General features: G+C 59.4%; 14 protein-coding genes, 2 rRNA genes and 1 riboswitch. All 16 genes read right to left on the bottom strand.

Annotated features, from left to right (window positions below; all coding sequences use genetic code 11):
- Positions 1-4 precede the first annotated feature (4 nt).
- Complete coding sequence (gene purN / locus PV407_RS04700; protein WP_332088722.1) at positions 5-619, bottom strand: phosphoribosylglycinamide formyltransferase; 615 nt, start codon at positions 617-619, stop codon at positions 5-7.
- Positions 619-1,659, bottom strand: coding sequence for a phosphoribosylformylglycinamidine cyclo-ligase (purM, locus tag PV407_RS04695; RefSeq protein WP_332088721.1), 1,041 nt, complete (start codon positions 1,657-1,659; stop codon positions 619-621). The genes purN and purM overlap by 1 nt, the downstream gene beginning before the upstream one ends.
- A gap of 334 nt (positions 1,660-1,993) precedes the next feature.
- Positions 1,994-2,158: a hypothetical protein gene (locus tag PV407_RS04690; protein ID WP_332088720.1), complete on the bottom strand. Its 165-nt coding sequence runs from the start codon at positions 2,156-2,158 to the stop codon at positions 1,994-1,996.
- Positions 2,159-2,265: 107 nt separating this feature from the next.
- Positions 2,266-3,756 carry an amidophosphoribosyltransferase gene (gene purF / locus PV407_RS04685; RefSeq protein ID WP_332088719.1) on the bottom strand — a complete coding sequence of 497 codons (1,491 nt, stop codon included), beginning with the start codon at positions 3,754-3,756 and terminating at the stop codon, positions 2,266-2,268.
- Positions 3,741-5,984, bottom strand: a complete 2,244-nt coding sequence (purL, locus tag PV407_RS04680; protein ID WP_332088718.1) for a phosphoribosylformylglycinamidine synthase subunit PurL — start codon at positions 5,982-5,984, stop codon at positions 3,741-3,743. The genes purF and purL overlap by 16 nt, the downstream gene beginning before the upstream one ends.
- Positions 5,962-6,654, bottom strand: a complete 693-nt coding sequence (gene purQ, locus PV407_RS04675) for a phosphoribosylformylglycinamidine synthase subunit PurQ (RefSeq protein WP_332088717.1) — start codon at positions 6,652-6,654, stop codon at positions 5,962-5,964. Before purQ ends, purL begins: the two co-directional genes overlap by 23 nt.
- A 48-nt stretch (positions 6,655-6,702) precedes the next feature.
- On the bottom strand, positions 6,703-6,954 hold the full coding sequence (purS, locus tag PV407_RS04670) for a phosphoribosylformylglycinamidine synthase subunit PurS (protein ID WP_332088716.1): 252 nt from the start codon (positions 6,952-6,954) through the stop codon (positions 6,703-6,705).
- Between the two features lie 99 nt (positions 6,955-7,053).
- Positions 7,054-7,944: a phosphoribosylaminoimidazolesuccinocarboxamide synthase gene (locus PV407_RS04665; RefSeq protein WP_332088715.1), complete on the bottom strand. Its 891-nt coding sequence runs from the start codon at positions 7,942-7,944 to the stop codon at positions 7,054-7,056.
- 57 nt (positions 7,945-8,001) lie between these two features.
- Positions 8,002-9,297, bottom strand: a complete 1,296-nt coding sequence (gene purB / locus PV407_RS04660; RefSeq protein WP_332088714.1) for an adenylosuccinate lyase — start codon at positions 9,295-9,297, stop codon at positions 8,002-8,004.
- 132 nt (positions 9,298-9,429) lie between these two features.
- Complete coding sequence (purK, locus tag PV407_RS04655) at positions 9,430-10,587, bottom strand: 5-(carboxyamino)imidazole ribonucleotide synthase (protein ID WP_332088713.1); 1,158 nt, start codon at positions 10,585-10,587, stop codon at positions 9,430-9,432.
- On the bottom strand, positions 10,587-11,084 hold the full coding sequence (gene purE / locus PV407_RS04650; RefSeq protein ID WP_332088712.1) for a 5-(carboxyamino)imidazole ribonucleotide mutase: 498 nt from the start codon (positions 11,082-11,084) through the stop codon (positions 10,587-10,589). Before purE ends, purK begins: the two co-directional genes overlap by 1 nt.
- 178 nt (positions 11,085-11,262) lie before the next feature.
- Positions 11,263-11,364: riboswitch (purine riboswitch) on the bottom strand.
- 272 nt (positions 11,365-11,636) lie between these two features.
- Entirely contained in the window at positions 11,637-13,385 is a 1,749-nt protein-coding gene (locus tag PV407_RS04645) for a hypothetical protein (RefSeq protein ID WP_332088711.1), read from the bottom strand.
- A 283-nt stretch (positions 13,386-13,668) separates the two neighbouring features.
- Positions 13,669-14,475, bottom strand: a complete 807-nt coding sequence (locus PV407_RS04640) for an alpha/beta hydrolase (RefSeq protein WP_332088710.1) — start codon at positions 14,473-14,475, stop codon at positions 13,669-13,671.
- 81 nt (positions 14,476-14,556) lie between these two features.
- Positions 14,557-15,315 (bottom strand): GTP pyrophosphokinase, encoded by a 759-nt coding sequence (locus PV407_RS04635; protein ID WP_332088709.1) that lies wholly within the window; start codon positions 15,313-15,315, stop codon positions 14,557-14,559.
- 1,467 nt (positions 15,316-16,782) lie between these two features.
- Positions 16,783-16,899, bottom strand: a 5S ribosomal RNA gene (gene rrf / locus PV407_RS04630).
- 121 nt (positions 16,900-17,020) lie between these two features.
- Positions 17,021-18,216 (bottom strand): 16S ribosomal RNA (locus PV407_RS04625); the annotation flags it as partial.

Genomic DNA, 18,216 nt, shown 5'->3' with positions numbered 1-18,216 from the left:
CCGTTCATTTCCACAGCACCCGACGGCCGTCTTCGGCCAGCGATACGTTGCCGCTCGCGATCCCCCGGATGACGAACGGATACAGCTCGTGCTCGATCCGGTGAATTTTCGCGGCGAGCGTGTCGGCCGTATCGTCCTCCGCCACCTCGACGGGGCGCTGCGCGATAATCGGCCCGGTGTCCATGCCGCCGTCGACGAAATGGACCGTGACCCCCGTCACCTTCACCCCGTGCGCGAGCGCTTGTCCGATCGCGTCGAGGCCGGGAAACGAAGGCAGCAGCGACGGATGGATGTTGACGATCCGTCCCTCGTAGGGTTCCAGCAGCGTTCCGGAGACGATCCGCATGTAGCCGGCGAGGACGACGAGGTCGATTTGCTTCTCCTGCAGCAAACGGACGATTTCCGTCTCGTACGCCTGCTTGGACGCATACTGCTTCGGACGGAACGCGAACGTTTCGACGCCCGCCGCCTCGGCCCGCCGGACGACCGGCGCTTCCGGCTTATCGCAAACGAGAAGCCCGACTTCGACATCGAGCTTCCCGGTCTGCACCGCGTCCGCGATCGCCTGGAAGTTGGACCCGCTTCCCGAAGCGAACACCGCAATGCGAAACGGCTTCATCACACGTCCGCTCCGCTGAACGTAACGACCTGCTCGCCTTCCGTAACCGTTCCGAGCCGGTACGCCTTCTCCCCGTTCGCCTCGGCGAGCCGGATCGCGAGCTCCGCCTGCTCCGCGGGCACGATCAGCACCATGCCGATCCCCATGTTGAACGTACGGAACATGTCGTTGTTCGACACGGAGCCGGCTTCCTGCAGCAGCCGGAATATCGGCGGAATCGGCCACGAGCCGTACTCGATCCGGACGTTCGCCCCTTGCGGCAGCACGCGCGGAATGTTTTCCAGGAAGCCGCCGCCCGTAATGTGCGCCATTCCTTTTATATTCACTTGATCGAGCAAGGCGAGTATCGGCTTGACGTATATTTTCGTCGGCGCCAGCAGGACGTCGCCGAGCTTGCCGCCGAGCTGCGGAATGTCGTCGTGCAGGCTGTAGCCTTTATCCTGGAGCAGCAGCTTGCGCACGAGCGAAAAGCCGTTCGAATGGACGCCGCTCGAGGCGAGCCCGATCACCGCGTCGCCCGGGGCGATGCCGGAGCCGTCGATAATCTTCTTCTTATCGACGATCCCTACCGTAAAGCCGGCGATGTCGTATTCGCCTTCGCCGTACATGCCCGGCATTTCGGCCGTTTCGCCGCCGATCAGCGAGCAGCCGGCCTGCAGGCAGCCGTCGGCGATCCCTTTTACGATCGCTTCGATTTTTTCCGGCACGACTTTGTCGCAAGCCAAATAGTCGAGGAAAAAGAGCGGCTCCGCCCCCTGCACGACGACATCGTTGACGCACATCGCTACCGCGTCGATGCCGATCGTATCGTGTTTGTCCATCGCGAAGGCGATTTTCAGCTTCGTGCCTACGCCGTCCGTGCCGGACACGAGCACCGGCTCCTCGTATTTGTCCTTGTTCAGGCCGAACAACGCGCCGAAGCCGCCCAGTTCGGTAAGCACCTCCGGGCGGAACGTCTTCTGCACGTGCTTCTTCATCCGGACGACCGCTTCATTGCCCGCCGCGATGTCCACTCCCGCTTGCTTATACGCTTCCGACAAACTCGTTCACTCCTTGAAAGGTGTTGGAGCGCCATTCGGATTCGAAAGTGGCGCTATTTCGGGCCTTAATGGCAAGACCGGCGAGGCGCAGTCCCGTCTCCCCGATCGCATGTTGTCCGTGCAAAATATAACTCCGGCGAATTGTAACCTTCATTCCACTAATAGTGAACTTCGATGCGCTAATCGAACCCCAATCCAGCCACTGTTCGCTTTTACCGAACGCGATCTCCCTATTAGGAAATTCACATTCGCTACTTGCAAAACCAAGTTCACTAATCGCGTAATTAAAGCTGATTCGGCCCGAATAACGAAATGGCATTCACTATTAAGGTCGTTAAGGTTCGCTATACGCCGGAGCAAGAGCCAGCAGCACTTCGCACTGCACTTCGCACTGCGCTTCGCACTGCACTTCGCACTGCGCTTCGCACTGCACTTCGCACTGCGCTTCGCACTGCACTTCGCACTGCGCTCGCTCGGCGCTTCGCACTGCACTTCGCACTGCGCTCGCTCGGCGCTTCGCACTGCACTTCGCACTGCACTTCGCACTGCACTAGCTCGGCGCTCGTCCATGTTACTTCGTCGTTTCGGTCCGTACGCTCGCGAAATTCAATCGCAGCCGCCGCAAGCGGCCGCAGCCGCTTCCTCGTCCGGCACCGGCGTCGGGTAAATGTTGTCGAAGCAGGCGGTGCAATGACCGCCGTGCGGCTCGCCCTGCAGGCGGCCGATCGATTCGATCAGCCCTTCCTTGGACAAAAAGTGCAGCGAGTCGGCGTTGATCGCCTTGCGAATTTCTTCGACCGATTTTTGCGAACCGATCAATTCTTTACGGCTCGGGGTGTCGATGCCGTAAAAGCAAGGATTTTTGAACGGCGGCGAGCTGATGCGCACATGCACTTCCTTCGCCCCCGCCTCGCGCAGCAGGTTGACGATGCGAAGCGACGTCGTGCCGCGTACGATCGAATCGTCGATCATGACGACGCGTTTGCCTTCGACGACTTTGCGCACCGCGCTCAGCTTCATTTTGACGCCCTGCTCGCGCAGCTCCTGGCTCGGCTGAATGAACGTCCGGCCGGTATAGCGGTTTTTGATCAGCCCGAGCTCGTACGGAATGCCCGTCTGCTCGGCGTAGCCGATCGCCGCCGAAATGCTCGAATCCGGCACGCCGGTGACGATATCCGCGTCGACGAACGACTCCATCGCCAGCTGCCGTCCCATCCGCTTCCGCGCGCTGTGGACGTTGACCGCGTCGATATCGCTGTCGGGACGGGAGAAATAAATATATTCCATCGCGCAGACGGCGCGCTTCTGCGGAGCGGCGAACCGCTCCTCCTTCAGGCCGCCTTCGTCCAAAACAAGCAGCTCGCCCGGCTCGATATCGCGGACATAGTCCGCGCCGATCGCGTCGAAGGCGCACGTTTCCGAGGCGAACACCCACGCTTCGCCCAGCCTGCCGAGCACGAACGGCCGCAGTCCGTGCGGATCGCGCGCGGCGATCAGCTTGCCGTTCGTCATGAACAGAAACGCGTACGCCCCGTTCAGCGCGACAAGCGCTTCGCGGACCGCTTCGACGATATCGTTATGTTTCGAGCGGGCGATCAAATGCGCGACGACTTCTGTATCGCTCGACGTTTGGAAAATCGAGCCTTGCCGCTCCAGCTCTTTGCGAATCTCCGGCGCATTGACGATATTGCCGTTCGTCGCCACGGCCAAGTCGCCTTCGCGGTATTTGAACACGAGCGGCTGGGCGTTCGCCAGCTTGCTTTCCCCGGACGTGGAATAACGGACGTGGGCGATCGCCACCGGCCCTTTCAGGGAAACGAGCCGGTCGTTGTCGAACACTTCCTTCACGAGCCCCATGCCGCGATGGTAATGGAACTGGTCGCCGTCGGTGACGCAAATGCCGCCGCTTTCCTGGCCGCGATGCTGGAGCGCGTGCAGCCCGTAGTAGCACAAATGGGAAGCTTCGGGGTGACCGTACACCCCGAAGACGCCGCACTCTTCCTTCAATTTGTCGAACAGGTTTTCGCCGTTGATGCCTTCGTTGTAAAAGTCCCCGCTCCAAAGCGGCTCCGCGGGACGCTTTATTGCATGAGGCATGGGATCGCATCCTTCCAAACCTTTTCTAGCTGAGCGACAGGGGACTGGATGGCCGGCTTTCCGTTAATTTCGATTTGGACTTGATCGCCTTGTACCGTGCCCAGCTTCGCGACCGGCACGCCGTTTTGGGCGATCCACGCTTCGAGCTCCGCCGCTTGGTCCGGCGAGGCGCTGAGCAAAATGCGCGACTGGCTTTCGCTGAACAGCGCGAAATCGGGACGAAGCGCCGTCTCGACGTTCACCTTCGCGCCGATGCGGCCGCTGATCGCCGATTCGGCGAGCGCCACGGCCAGGCCGCCTTCGGACAAGTCGTGCGCGGAAGCGACGAGACCTTTCTGAATGGCGCCGAGCACGGCATTCAGCAGCCTGCTCTCGGCTTCCAGATCGATTTGCGGCGGACGTCCTTCGGTTACGCCGTGCAGCACCTTCTGGAATTCGCTGCCGCCGAGCTCCGCTTTCGTTTCGCCGAGCAGGAAGATGACATCGCCTTCCTTCTTGAAGCCTTGCGTCGTAATATGATCGAGATCGTGCACGAGACCGACCATGCCGATGACCGGCGTCGGGTAAATCGCGCCTTTCGCGTTTTCGTTGTACAAGCTTACGTTGCCGCCGATGACCGGGGTGTTCAGCTTGCGGCACGCTTCGGACATGCCGTCGGCCGCCTTCTCCAGCTGCCAGAAAATGTCCGGCTTCTCCGGACTGCCGAAGTTCAAATTGTCGGTAATCGCCAGCGGCTCCGCGCCCGAGCAGACGATGTTGCGCGCCGCTTCCGCGACCGCGATCGCGCCGCCGACTTCCGGATCGAGGTACACGTACCGTCCGTTGCAGTCCGTCGTCATCGCCAGCGCCTTGCGGGTGCCTTCCACGCCGACGACCGCGGCATCCGAGCCCGGACGGACGTACGTGCTCGTCCGCACCATATGATCGTACTGGCTGTACACCCATTCCTTGCTCGCCACCGTCGGGGAGGCAAGCACCCGCTTCAGCGCGTCCGTCAAATCGGTGACTTCCGCATAGCGGGTCGTATCGACCGACGCTTGCTGCTCGTAGTACGCCGGCACTTTGGACGGCTTGTTGTAGACCGGACATTCGTCGACAAGCGCTTTGACCGGCAGCTCGCCGACGAGCTCGCCTTTATGGAACAGCTTCAGCTTGCCGTCGTCGGTCACTTTGCCGACCTTCGCGCAGATGAGGCCCCAGCGCTCGAAAATCGCTTTCGCCTGCGCCTCGTGCTCCGGCCTTACGACGAACAGCATCCGCTCCTGCGACTCGGACAGCATCATTTCGTACGGCGTCATGCCTTCTTCGCGCTGCGGCACTTCGTCGAGATACAGCTCCATGCCGTTGCCCGCTTTGCTCGCCATCTCCGAGCTGGAGCAGGTGAGGCCCGCCGCGCCCATGTCCTGGATGCCGACGACGATGCCGGAGTTGATCAGCTCGAGCGTCGCTTCGAGCACGAGCTTCTCCATGAACGGATCGCCGACCTGCACCGCCGGACGCTTCGCTTCCGACTCCTCGGTCAATTCTTCGGAGGCGAACGTCGCCCCGTGAATGCCGTCGCGGCCGGTCGCCGGACCGACGTAAAATACCGGGTTGCCGACGCCTTGGGCGACGCCCTTCTGGATTTTATCGTGATCGATGATGCCTACGCACATCGCATTGACGAGCGGATTGCCTTCGTAGCTTTCGTCGAACATCACTTCGCCGGCGACCGTCGGGATGCCGATGCAGTTGCCGTAACCGGCGATGCCCGAAACGACGTGCTCGAACAAATATTTGACCCGGTCGTTTTCGAGCGACCCGAACCGGAGCGAGTTGAGCAGCGCCACGGGACGCGCGCCCATCGAGAAAATGTCGCGGATGATGCCGCCGACGCCGGTTGCCGCGCCTTGGTACGGCTCGATCGCCGACGGGTGGTTGTGGCTTTCGATTTTGAACACGACCGCCTGCTTGTCGCCGATGTCGACGATGCCGGCCCCTTCGCCCGGTCCCATCAGGACGCGCGGTCCGGTGATCGGGAACCGTTTCAGAATCGGCTTGGAGTTTTTGTACGAGCAATGCTCCGACCACATGACGCTGAATACGCCGATTTCCACGTAATTCGGCTTCCGTCCGAGAAATCCGCAAATGAGCTCGTACTCGCTGTCGGTGACGCCCATCTGCTTGTAAATTTGCTGCTCGGCGATTTGTTCCGCCGTCGGTTCCTTAACGGACAGCTGCTGCGCCATGTTTTTCCCTCCATGCGTTCAAAATCGACGTAAACATCCGTTTGCCGTCCTCCGAGCCGAGCAGCTGGTCGACCGCGCGCTCCGGGTGCGGCATCATGCCGACGACGTTGCCCTGCTTGCTGCAAATGCCGGCGATGTCGTCCACCGAGCCGTTCGGGTTTTCGCCGTGATAGCGGAATACGATCTGGTCGTTCGCCTTCAGCTCGGCCAGCGTCGCATCGTCGCAGTAGTAGTTGCCTTCGCCGTGGGCGATCGGGATGTCGATCAGCTCGCCCTGCGCGTACTGCGTCGTGAACGGGTTCCGGTTGTTTTCGACCCGCAGCGTCGCGCTGTGGCAGCGAAACTTGAGCGACTTGTTGCGCAGCATGGCGCCCGGCAGCAGTCCCGATTCGAGCAAAATTTGAAACCCGTTGCAAATGCCGAGCACGAACTTGCCCTGCTCCGCCGCCTTTACGACCTCGGTCATGACCGGGGCAAAGCGGGATATCGCGCCGCAGCGCAAGTAGTCGCCGTACGAAAACCCGCCGGGAACCAAAATCGCGTCATATTTGGACAGATCGGTAGACGTATGCCACACGTATTCGACCGGCTGGCCGATCGTTTGCTCGACCGCCTTGAAGCAGTCGATGTCGCAGTTCGATCCGGGAAACACAAGTACCGCAAAGTTCATGGTCGATGCCCTCCTTTTCCTGTACCTTTCGTCGTTTAACGGATTCGTTTACTGTCCGGAGGAAAGCTCGAACCGGTAATCCTCGATGACCGTGTTGGCCAAAAGCTTCTCGCACATCGCCTTGACGCGCGCTTCCGCCTCCGTCGCGTCGCTTGTGTCCAGCTCGAGCTCCATATATTTGCCGATGCGCACTTTGCCGACTTCCGCGAAGCCCATCGAGTGCAGGGCGCCTTGAACGGCGCTGCCTTGCGGATCGAGTACGTTTTGCTTGATCGTCACGTAGACGGTTGCTTTCAACATGGGAAAGTTCCTCCTCTTGATCGGTAACCGGCGTTCGACGCGGCCGGCCCCGGGTGCATGGAAAAGCGGCGATCGTTCGATCGTGATGCGGCCCTGCGTTTAACCGCCCGTCAGACGGCGCAAAATGTCGCGGTACCGGCGCGACGTCTCCTCGACGACGGAAGCCGGCAGCGGATCGGGCTCGCTGTTTTTGTCCCAGCCGGAATTCGCGAGGTACGTGCGGACCGGCTCTTTGTCCATTCCTTCGATCTCGATGTCGAGCGCATAGTTTTCTTTCGCCCAAAAACGCGATGAGTCCGGCGTAAAAATTTCGTCGATCAAAATCACTTGGCCGTCGATCAGGCCGAATTCGAACTTCGTGTCGGCCAGGATGATGCCGCGTTCGGCGCAAAAGCGGTGCGCGAACTCGTACAGCATCAAGCTTTTGTCGCGCAGCTCGGCCGCGAGCTCCTTGCCGACGAGCTGTTCCATCCGCTCGAACGAAATGTCCTCGTCGTGGCCGACGTCGTTTTTCGCCGCCGGGGTGAAGAGCGGCTGCGGAAACTTCTCGTTTTTGCGCATCCCTTCCGGCAGCTTGATCCCGTTAATCTCGCCCGTTTTTTGGTATTGTCTCCACCCGCCGCCGGTAATATAGCCGCGTACGACGCACTCGATATCGATGCGCTGCGCCTTCTTCGTCACCATAAAGCGGTGTTTCATGACGTCGCCGTTCGTAACGAGGCCGGCCGGCAGCTTCTCCAGCTCGGCATGAACGACATGGTTCGGCATCAGCTTCGCCGTCTGCTCGAACCAAAACTTGCTCACTTGATTCAGCACATTGCCTTTGTCCGGCACGGCCGGGCTCAGCACATAGTCGAACGCCGAGATCCGGTCGGTCGTCACCATCAGGAAATGGTCCCCTAAATCGTACATTTCCCGCACTTTCCCTTTGTACAGCAGCGGTGCTTTCACGTAGTCCGCAGCAGTCGAAATCGCCGTCGCTTCGCTCAAGGCTAAAGCCTCCTTTTGTATGGGAGGGGCCGGGCGGCCCCGAATAGGTTCGGCGGATCAGTTCAGGCCGAGACGCTCGAAAATCGTATCCACGTGCTTCAAATGCCAGCTCGGATCGAAGCAGTCTGCGATTTCTTCGGCACTCAGCTGCTCGCGGATGACGGGATCGTTCTCCACGATGTCGCGGAACGAGCGCTGCTCCTCCCACGCCTGCATCGCCTTCGGCTGCACCGTATCGTACGCCTGCTCGCGGCTGAAGCCTTTGTCGATCAGCTTCGTCATGACGCGTCCGGAAAACGGCACGTCGTACGTCCGCTTCATGTTGCGAAGCATATTTTCCGGGAAAACGGTCAAATTTTTAATAATGTTGCCGAGCCGGTTCAGCATGTAGTTGATCAAAATCGTCGAATCCGGCAAAATGATCCGTTCGACGGACGAGTGGGAAATGTCGCGCTCGTGCCAGAGAGGAACGTTCTCGTAGGCGGAAATCATATGCCCGCGGATGACGCGCGCGAGGCCGGAAATGCTCTCGCAGCCGATCGGGTTGCGCTTGTGCGGCATCGCCGACGAGCCTTTTTGCCCTTTCGCGAACGGCTCCTCGACTTCGCGGAATTCGCTCTTCTGCAGGGCGCGAATTTCGGTCGCGAACTTGTCGAGCGAAGTGGCGATCAAGGCGAGCGTGCTCAAATAGTCGGCGTGGCGGTCGCGCTGCAGCGTCTGCGTCGAAATCGGCGCCGGCTTCGTGCCGAGCTTGCCGCACACGTACTGCTCGATGAACGGGTCGATGTTGGCGTACGTGCCGACGGCGCCGGAAATTTTGCCGAACTGCACGCCGTCCGCGGCCGCGCGGAACCGCGTCAGGTTGCGCTTCATCTCTTCGTGCCAAAGCGCCATTTTGAGGCCGAACGTCGTCGGCTCGGCATGAACGCCGTGCGTCCGTCCCATCATCGGCGTATGCTTGTATTGAATCGCTTTTTCCTTCACGATATCGATAAACCGGAGCAAGTCCTTCTCGATGATTTCGTTCGCCTGGCGGAGCAAGTAGCCGAGCGCCGTATCGACGACGTCGGTGGACGTCAGCCCGTAATGCACCCATTTGCGCTCCGGACCGAGCGTTTCGGATACGGCCCGCGTAAAGGCGATGACGTCGTGGCGCGTTTCCTCCTCGATCTCGTAAATGCGCTCGATGTTGAAGCCGGCTTTGTCCCGCAGCGCCTTGACGTCTTCCTTCGGGATGACGCCGAGCTCCGACCACGCCTCGCACGACAAAATTTCGACCTCGAGCCAAGCTTTGAATTTGTTTTCCTCGGTCCATATGGCGGCCATTTCCGGCCGGCTGTAACGCTGCAGCATGTAGGTCCTACCTCCGATTGTAATCTCGCTTAATCCGCGAAATCGGCGTCGTTACGGAACGATATCCGCTATTTGCCGCTCTTTCGCTTCTATTTATTGAATAAAGGACTTACTTTCCGTCCCTAAGGCGGGTTACCTTTGCCATATCGCCGAGCTTTCGACCCAGCGGATCGCTTTCTCCACGTCGTCCGTCAGCAGGTTGACGTGGCCCATTTTCCGTTTCGCCTTCGCCTCATGCTTGCCGTACAAGTGCACCTTCGCGGCAACGCCCTCCGGCAAGCCCGCTTCCTCGCCCATCCAGTCCAGCAGCGGCGCGACGTGCTCGCCCAAAACGTTCGCCATGACGACCGGCGTCAGCAGCTCGACCGGCCCGAGCGGCAAGTTGCATATCGCCCGCACATGCTGCTCGAACTGGGACGTCCGGCACGCCTCCATCGTATAGTGTCCGGAATTGTGCGGCCGCGGCGCCAGCTCGTTGACGAACAGTTCGCCGTCCGCGGTCAAAAACATTTCGACCGCCAGCAGGCCGATCGCCTCCATCGATTCGGCGATGCGGACCGCCATCTTCTCGGCCTCCGCCAGCACGTCCGCGTGAGCGCGGGCCGGGACGATGGACAGGTGCAAAATATTGTCGACGTGAATATTTTCCGCCGCGGGGAACGCTTTTATTTCCCCTCGCGGGCTTCTCGCCGCGATGACCGACAGTTCTTTCTCGAACCGGATGAACTTTTCCAGAACGAGCTCCGTTTTCGCTTTGGCGAGCGTGTCGTACGCCTCCGGGACTTCGCTTTCCGCGCGGATGACCCACTGGCCCTTGCCGTCGTAGCCGCCGGTCGCGGTCTTGAGCACGCACGGCGTGCCGAACTCGCGAACCGCGCCCAGCAGCTCTTCCTCGCTGCGAATTTCGCGATACGGCGCCACCTTGACGCCGGCCGCCTCGATCGCCCGCTTCTCGCGCAGCCGGTGCTGCGTCGTGTATAGCAGCTCGCTGCCTTGCGGCACGTAGCATTCGCTCGTCAGCATACCGGCCACGGCGGCGTCGACGTTCTCGAACTCGTACGTGATAACGTCGGAAATTGCCGCCAGCCGCTTCGCCGCGTCGGCGTCATGATAAGCGGCGACGATTTGCTCGTCGGCCACCTGCCCGAGCGGCGAATCTTCGGTCGGATCGAGCGTCGCGAACCGGTAGCCCATCGCCCGTCCGGCAAGCGCCAGCATCCGGCCGAGCTGGCCTCCGCCCAGCACCCCGATCGTGCCGCCCGGCAGCACCGTTTTTCGTTCGCGGGCCATCACTCATCCGCCCCCAACGTCTCGCTCATTTGCAGCACGTGCTGCCGCAGCTGCTCGCGCCGCTGCGCGAGCCGGTCCATCAGCTCGGGATCGTGGGCGCCGATGATTTGGGCGGCGAGCAGTCCGGCGTTCGTCGCCCCCGCGTTGCCGATGGCCACGGTCGCGACCGGAATGCCGCCAGGCATTTGCACGATCGACAGCAGCGAATCGAGGCCGTTCAAATTCGACGACTTCACCGGCACGCCGATGACCGGAAGCACCGTCTTCGACGCCACCATGCCGGGCAAATGCGCCGCGCCGCCCGCGCCCGCTATGATCACCTTTAGGCCGCGCTCGCGCGCCGACTCCGCGTATTCGAACATCAAATCCGGAGTCCGGTGCGCGGATACGACCTTTTTCTCGTACGGCACCTGAAGCTCGTCGAGTACGTCGCACGCGTGCTTCATCGTCGGCCAATCGGAGCTGCTTCCCATAATAACGCCTACTTTCGCCGCCATAACCAACCTTCTTTCGATAAAATGTAGCGGCAACCGGCATAACCGGCGGCCGACAAAAAAGAAAAAGTCCAGCGACAGGCGCGGGGCGTCTGCCGGGTGGACGTAAGCTTCTGGAAGGGCCGCTTCCGCTTCGCGGAACCGAAAAAGGGAATGCCGGAGCGCCGGGAAGGCGTCCCATTCCACTATCAGGTTCGCTCGTAGTCCAAAAATTTAAGGTTTTTGGGTAGAGACTTCCGGGCCATATCCCCGGGGTTATACGAGAAAACGTTCAGGCAATATCCGATTTATGTTGCTGCATGTTTAGTTTATCAATGTTGACATTGCCGTGTCAACTTAAAAAGACGAACATTATTGTGTCCATATTGTTCAAAAGTTCGTATTTCATTCGCAAAACGGAACGGGTTTTGTCGAAAGTCGTTTTTCGGCCGCCGGATCGGCCCTTCGAAACGGAAAAAGCTCCCTATGCCCGGGAGCTCGGGAACCGATACGGGAAGTCCCGAAACCGGCAAAAAAAGCCGTCCCTTCGTCAAGAAGAGACGGCATCTGTTCCGGTTACACCGCCGCGCGGGATGCGTCGCGAAGCGGAATGGCCGTTTCGCCCGCCGGAACGTCGACGATCAGCTGCTGCAGCGGCATGCCGTACCGTTTGACCATGCGGACGCTGCGGACGACGGCTGCGGCTGCGGCTTCGCCTTGCGGCAATGCGGCGTCCGGAGGCAGCATGACGGTCAGCCCCTTGCATGCGCATTCCGCCGTAATGCGCAAAACCCCATTTTCCACCACGGCTTCGACGGTTCTGCGCAGCTGCAGCCATTCATACAGCTCGAGCGACGTCCACCACGCCAACCCTTGCTCCTCCCCGTACCGGACCAGCTCCACGAAGCCTTCTCCCACAGCGGCCAGCGTCGCCGGATGATACAGAAAATGGGCGACGCCGTAAACGTCTTTGCTGCGATCGAGCAGCGCCTTTCCTTCGTCCATCGTACAGCGAAGCGGCACCGGAGGATCCCAGGCCAGCGTCGGATTGCTGTATACGTCCATGAGCCGGTTGCGCTCCGAGCTGTCCGACATCGGCAAATACGGATGGCACGTACCCGCCAAAAAGCCTTTGTTGCCCTGCTTCGTCCCGCCTTTGCTTTGCTCGACGACGATGCCCGCCCGTTCGCACCATTTGAAAAACTGCACGCCGCCTTCCCAGCGCAAATAGTGGTTTTTGTTCGTCCAAATCCGGACAGGCTCGTTCAGCGCCTCCATCTGGCTTTGCAGGGCGGCGAGCTGTTCGTTGAACAGCTTCTCGTCCCAACGGCAGCCGTCCGTTTCCAACGCGTTGTAGTGCAAAGCCATCTCGTGGCCTTCGGCGATAATCCGCCTATAAATCAGCTCCGGATAGCCCGGCATAATGACGCACCAGCTCGAACGAATTCCGGCTTCCTTCAGCCGGTCCAGCATCATGTCGGCCGCATGGGGGGCGTTGCCGTCCGTATCGTGCGAAATATGGCCGACCGCCTCGAGGCCTTCCGGCCAAAACCAAACCTGCGCAAGCGTCCGGGAAACCGCTTCACTCAGACGGTGCAGCAGCCGGATGAACAAAATGCGGAATTCGTCCACGATCGGATGAAGATAGAACGGAACGCCGTCCGGGACGGCCGCCGCGCGGTCGCGGTCCCAGTCGAGCACGCTTCCGTCGTCGGTTTTGAAAATATCGTCATTGATCAGTCCCGAGCCGTCCGGCGACGGAACGCCGTCCTTCACGACCGGGACGCCTTGCTGAATCAGGCAAAACGTGCGCGCAAGGTCGACCGCAAGCAAGGCGGCGGCTCCTTTCGGATAAGCTTTGACCGTGACGGCCGGATGGGAGGTGGCCGTCCCGTTTCGCAGCGTGATTGCGCCATTCGTCTCGACCCCGTCCGCCGCCTTCACGAGCGCCGCTCCGAAAAAATGAAACGAGCTCAGCAGGCCGTCCGCAAGCGGCGCTTCCTGCCAGTCGATCCATCCTTCCTTGACCGCGCGCGCCTTTTGCACCCCGAGCGCCTGATCGAGCCCGTACGTATCTCCGATGGCCAGCACCGCGTTCCCGCTCTCGCAGTAGGCTTGAAACAGCTCGCCCCAATTCGCCCGGCGATCGAGCCCCGCCACGATCGTCACGCCCTCCGGCTTCTCGTTCAGCCACGCTTCCGGCGACCATGCTTTATAAGAAATACCCGCCTGTTTCAGGATCTCGAACAAATAAGGCGCGTATGCATCCCGGCCCTGCTCCCAGCATTCCTCCGCCTGCCTCTCGTTCCATATGAAATGGATCATCAAAAATCACCTGTCTCATACATGTTTTTTACAACTTATTAACATCATAATCGCTCCGCCCGAAACCGTCAATCGCCGAAACAACAATCTTTCCCGGCAATAATCGGGAGAAACGCCAAAAAGCGCTCTTCCTGCAGAGCGCTTCATGCCTATGATTTGCGAGCGCGGGTTCGGACCGCGCCGCTCCGATTCCAACCTTGCGACGATGCATGGAAGCAAAATACTCGCCGTACCTGCAGCCGGCCCGATCGCCGGCGCGCCCGCGTTCGACGATGCCGACGCTTTAGTCGCCGGCCGATTCGCCCCATCGCCGTTCGAAAAACCGCAGCGTATCCGCCAAATGCTCCGTCCAGTACGCCCAATTATGCTGACCTTCGAATTCGGCGTATTCGTGCTCGTAGCCGATCCGTTCCAAATGCTGCTTAAACTGGACGTTCATCGGATATAACCCGTCTTCCCTGCCGCAGTCGAAGTACAGCGCCGGCCGGTTCGCCGCCTCCAGCCGCTGCTCGCTGAGCACCGACAAGTCGTACCGTTTCGCATAGTCGCCGTGCCGGGGCCCGATCATGCGGGACCATTGGGAGCGGGAAAAATCGTAATAGGGCAGCTGGCCCGCCGAACCGAGCGCGCCGGACAGGCTCGCCGCGGCCGAAAACGTCTCCGGATGGCGCAGCGCCAGCATAAACGCGCCGAATCCGCCCATCGAATATCCGCCGATCACGCGATGCTCCCGATCCGGAATCGTCCGGTAATTGGCGTCGATGAACGGAACGAGATCGTACAGCACATATTGCTCGTAGTTGCCGGTGCCGTCGTACCAATCGACATAAAACGTGCCGTGACCGTATCCCCCGTCGTTCGGCATGACGACGATGCATTCGCGAAGCTCCCCGGATCCGATCATCCGGTCTAACGTGTCCTCGGCGCCGCCTTTCGTCAGCCAGCTGCTTTCGCATCCGTGCATGCCGTGAAGCAAATAAACGACCGGGTACGCGCGTTCGGACCGGTCGTACGACGGAGGCAAATAAACGAAGCAGGACATTCTCGCAAACAGCGCCCCCGAGAAAAAAGGAACAGGATGTACAGCCATACGATCACGCTCCAAACGCTATGTAGTAGTCGCAGTTCAACTCCTATTATACCAGCCGCGGTTTCGCCTTACCAAAAACGGCTATTCGCCCGCCCCGGCCGGTTTTCCGTCGCCGATCAGGTTCAGCAGCGCGGCCGGCAGCTTGAACAGCTGGTTGTCGATGACGATCTCCGGCACGATCTGCATATCGTCCGCCGCCCGTTCTTCCTTGATTTGCTGGATTTCTTTATGGAGACGCTCCATTTTGCGGTCGAGGGCGGTCGCCGAATCCGCGGCGTCCTTCAATTCGTCCAACAAATGGCCGGGGATGGACCGGTTGTATTTGTAAAAAATTTTGTGCTCCAGACTCGCCCAAAAGTCCATCGCGATCGTGCGGATCTGCACCTCGACGAGGACGTTCTCCCGCCGGTCGGACATATGGACCGGCACCTCGACGAGCAGATGCAGGCTGCGGTACCCGTTCGGCTTCGGATTCCGAATGTAGTCCTTCTCTTCGATCAGCGTCAGATCGCTTTGGTTGCACAGCATATCGCGAATCCGGTAAATGTCGGCGACGAACGAGCACGTGATGCGCAGCCCGGCGATGTCCTTGATATGCTGCTTCATGCTCGGGAACGAAACGTCGCATCCTTTGCGGATCATCTTCTTCACGATGCTTTCCGGCGACTTGAGCCGCGACTTCGTATGCTCGATCGGATTATACTCGTGCAGCAGGTGGAACTCCTCCTGCAAAATTTCGACTTTCGTCTCCATTTCCTGCAGCGCGAACTTGTACGTCATCATAAATCGGGTGATGTCGTTTCTTATTTTTTTCAGTTGTTCGATATGGGGTGCGGCCATCGATAGACTCCTTCCTCACTTTCCGCTCCGTACTAGCGTACCCGTTTTGCCGGGGCGATGAAACCGTCCGAAGACCGATTTCGGCGAACGTGCAGAAAAAGAAGCCCTTCGGGCGCTTGCGAACTGATTTGATTGGGTTTCGAACTAACGAATCCGGAGATCGTTATCGGAGCTGAATGTGGAGGTGTGAATTGGATTACGAACTCCAGTATCGCTATTGCCGGCAAATCGGTTCGTTTTCTTCCGTTTTGGGCTGGATAGCGATATCCGGATTCGTTAGCCTGAAAAAACGTTTGTTTTTCCGCCGATAAGCATACTACGATTCGTTCCATTCGCAACAACCGACACGGATCCAGCATTAGGGTACGCCGGGCTGGGAACGAAAGGCGAAAATCGCTCGATCAGGGAAAAACGTCTATCTAGGTATTTCGAGGATGAGCGAAAACCGTCGGCTTCCGAAACGTAACGGACACCACGACGCTTATTTCGCGAAAATCGGCCGTTTTCCAATCGTAACGGACACCACCTGCGCTTATTGGCTCCGAACCGCCGTCCAACAGGGGGTTTTTCGCCAAATAGCTGTGCCTGTGTCCGTTAGAAACAAAATAAACCGAAATGAGGCTCATTAGCGGCCGCCATGTCCGTTAGACTCTTGGAACCTGGGGCCAGTCCCGCCACCGCCCCATGCTCGCCCCCCGCCGCCAACTCCCGACGACGACAGCGCAAGTCATACGAGCCGCTAACGCCGTTTCCTGCCGCCGGCAGCAGGAAACCCGCTCCAACTCCCGACGACGCCGGCGCAGGTCATACGAGCCGGTATCGCCGTTTCCCGCCACCGGCCGCTCCCACTCCCGCCGACACCGGCGCAGGTCATACGGGCCGCTATCGCCGTTTCTCTCCGCCGGCAGCAGGAATCCCGCTCCAACTCCCGACGACGCCAGCGCAAGTCATACGAGCCGATATCGCCGTGTCTCGCCGCCGGCAGCAGGAAACCTGCTCCGGCTTTGGCGCTTAAGCGAAGGCGGGACGGACGGTCTATTCTGTGCAAACCGAACCTTTCTGCACGCCGAAACGACAGCCGAGCGGGGAACGAGATGGAAATGCTCCCGCTATTTTCGGTCACTTCCCGTTTCCGGGCAAAACAACGGGAAAACATCCCGCTACATTTGTCCAAATCGCGCTTTTCGCCGGTTCGGCGCCGTTTTATCGGGAGCTTCTCCCGGTATTTCGAAACGGCGCCGCTAGGAGAGCGAGTTAACAGGAGGTTTTCCCGTTCGGTTTTTTCCAATAGCCCGGCAGGACTCGGATACGCCGGGCATGGAAACGAAAGGCGCTGCTTGCTGCATCCTTTAGCGTACATTTCCAGCCATCCGAACCACAGGATCATCAAAAAGGACCCGAAAAGATAGAAATTCTTTATACCAAAAAAAATCGCCCATCCGCAAACTGCGAAAGGGCGACTTTATCGCTTGGCGACGTCCTACTCTCCCAGGACCCTGCGGTCCAAGTACCATCGGCGCTGGAGGGCTTAACGGTCGTGTTCGGGATGGGAACGCGTGGATCCCCTCCGCCATCATCACCAAACGGATTGAAGCAGGCAAGATTTCTCTTGCTCCTTCAAAACTGAGCAACGAGCGGTGCAAGTGTGTTTGAGGCTTTCGCTTCATGTTGTCCGGTATGGTTGCCGGTTCGATGTTCTCCATAGAAAGGAGGTGATCCAGCCGCACCTTCCGATACGGCTACCTTGTTACGACTTCACCCCAATCATCTACCCCACCTTCGGCGGCTGGCCCCTTGCGGTTACCTCACCGACTTCGGGTGTTGTAAACTCTCGTGGTGTGACGGGCGGTGTGTACAAGACCCGGGAACGTATTCACCGCGGCATGCTGATCCGCGATTACTAGCAATTCCGACTTCATGCAGGCGAGTTGCAGCCTGCAATCCGAACTGAGACCGGCTTTCTAGGATTGGCTCCGGGTCGCCCCTTCGCTGCCCGTTGTACCGGCCATTGTAGTACGTGTGTAGCCCAGGTCATAAGGGGCATGATGATTTGACGTCATCCCCGCCTTCCTCCGGTTTGTCACCGGCAGTCATTTTAGAGTGCCCACCCGAAGTGCTGGCAACTAAAATCAAGGGTTGCGCTCGTTGCGGGACTTAACCCAACATCTCACGACACGAGCTGACGACAACCATGCACCACCTGTCTCCCCTGTCCCGAAGGCCTACCCTATCTCTAGGGTATTCAGGGGGATGTCAAGACCTGGTAAGGTTCTTCGCGTTGCTTCGAATTAAACCACATACTCCACTGCTTGTGCGGGTCCCCGTCAATTCCTTTGAGTTTCAGTCTTGCGACCGTACTCCCCAGGCGGAGTGCTTACTGTGTTGACTTCGGCACCAAGGGTATCGAAACCCCTAACACCTAGCACTCATCGTTTACGGCGTGGACTACCAGGGTATCTAATCCTGTTTGCTCCCCACGCTTTCGCGCCTCAGCGTCAGTTACAGGCCAGGAAGTCGCCTTCGCCACTGGTGTTCCTCCACATCTCTACGCATTTCACCGCTACACGTGGAATTCCACTTCCCTCTCCTGCACTCAAGCCGTCCAGTTTCCCGTGCGAACCGGGGTTGAGCCCCGGGCTTAAACACCAGACTTAAACGGCCGCCTGCGCGCGCTTTACGCCCAATAATTCCGGACAACGCTTGCCCCCTACGTATTACCGCGGCTGCTGGCACGTAGTTAGCCGGGGCTTTCTTCTCAGATACCGTCACCCAAGGAGCAGTTACTCTCCTTGGCGTTCTTCTCTGGCAACAGAGCTTTACGATCCGAAAACCTTCATCACTCACGCGGCGTTGCTCCGTCAGGCTTTCGCCCATTGCGGAAGATTCCCTACTGCTGCCTCC

Source organism: Paenibacillus sp. GYB003, assembly GCF_036577625.1.
Lineage (GTDB): Bacteria > Bacillota > Bacilli > Paenibacillales > NBRC-103111 > Paenibacillus_AB.
Note: the sequence above shows the minus strand (reverse complement) of the source record. Positions and strands in the feature narration are given on the sequence as shown.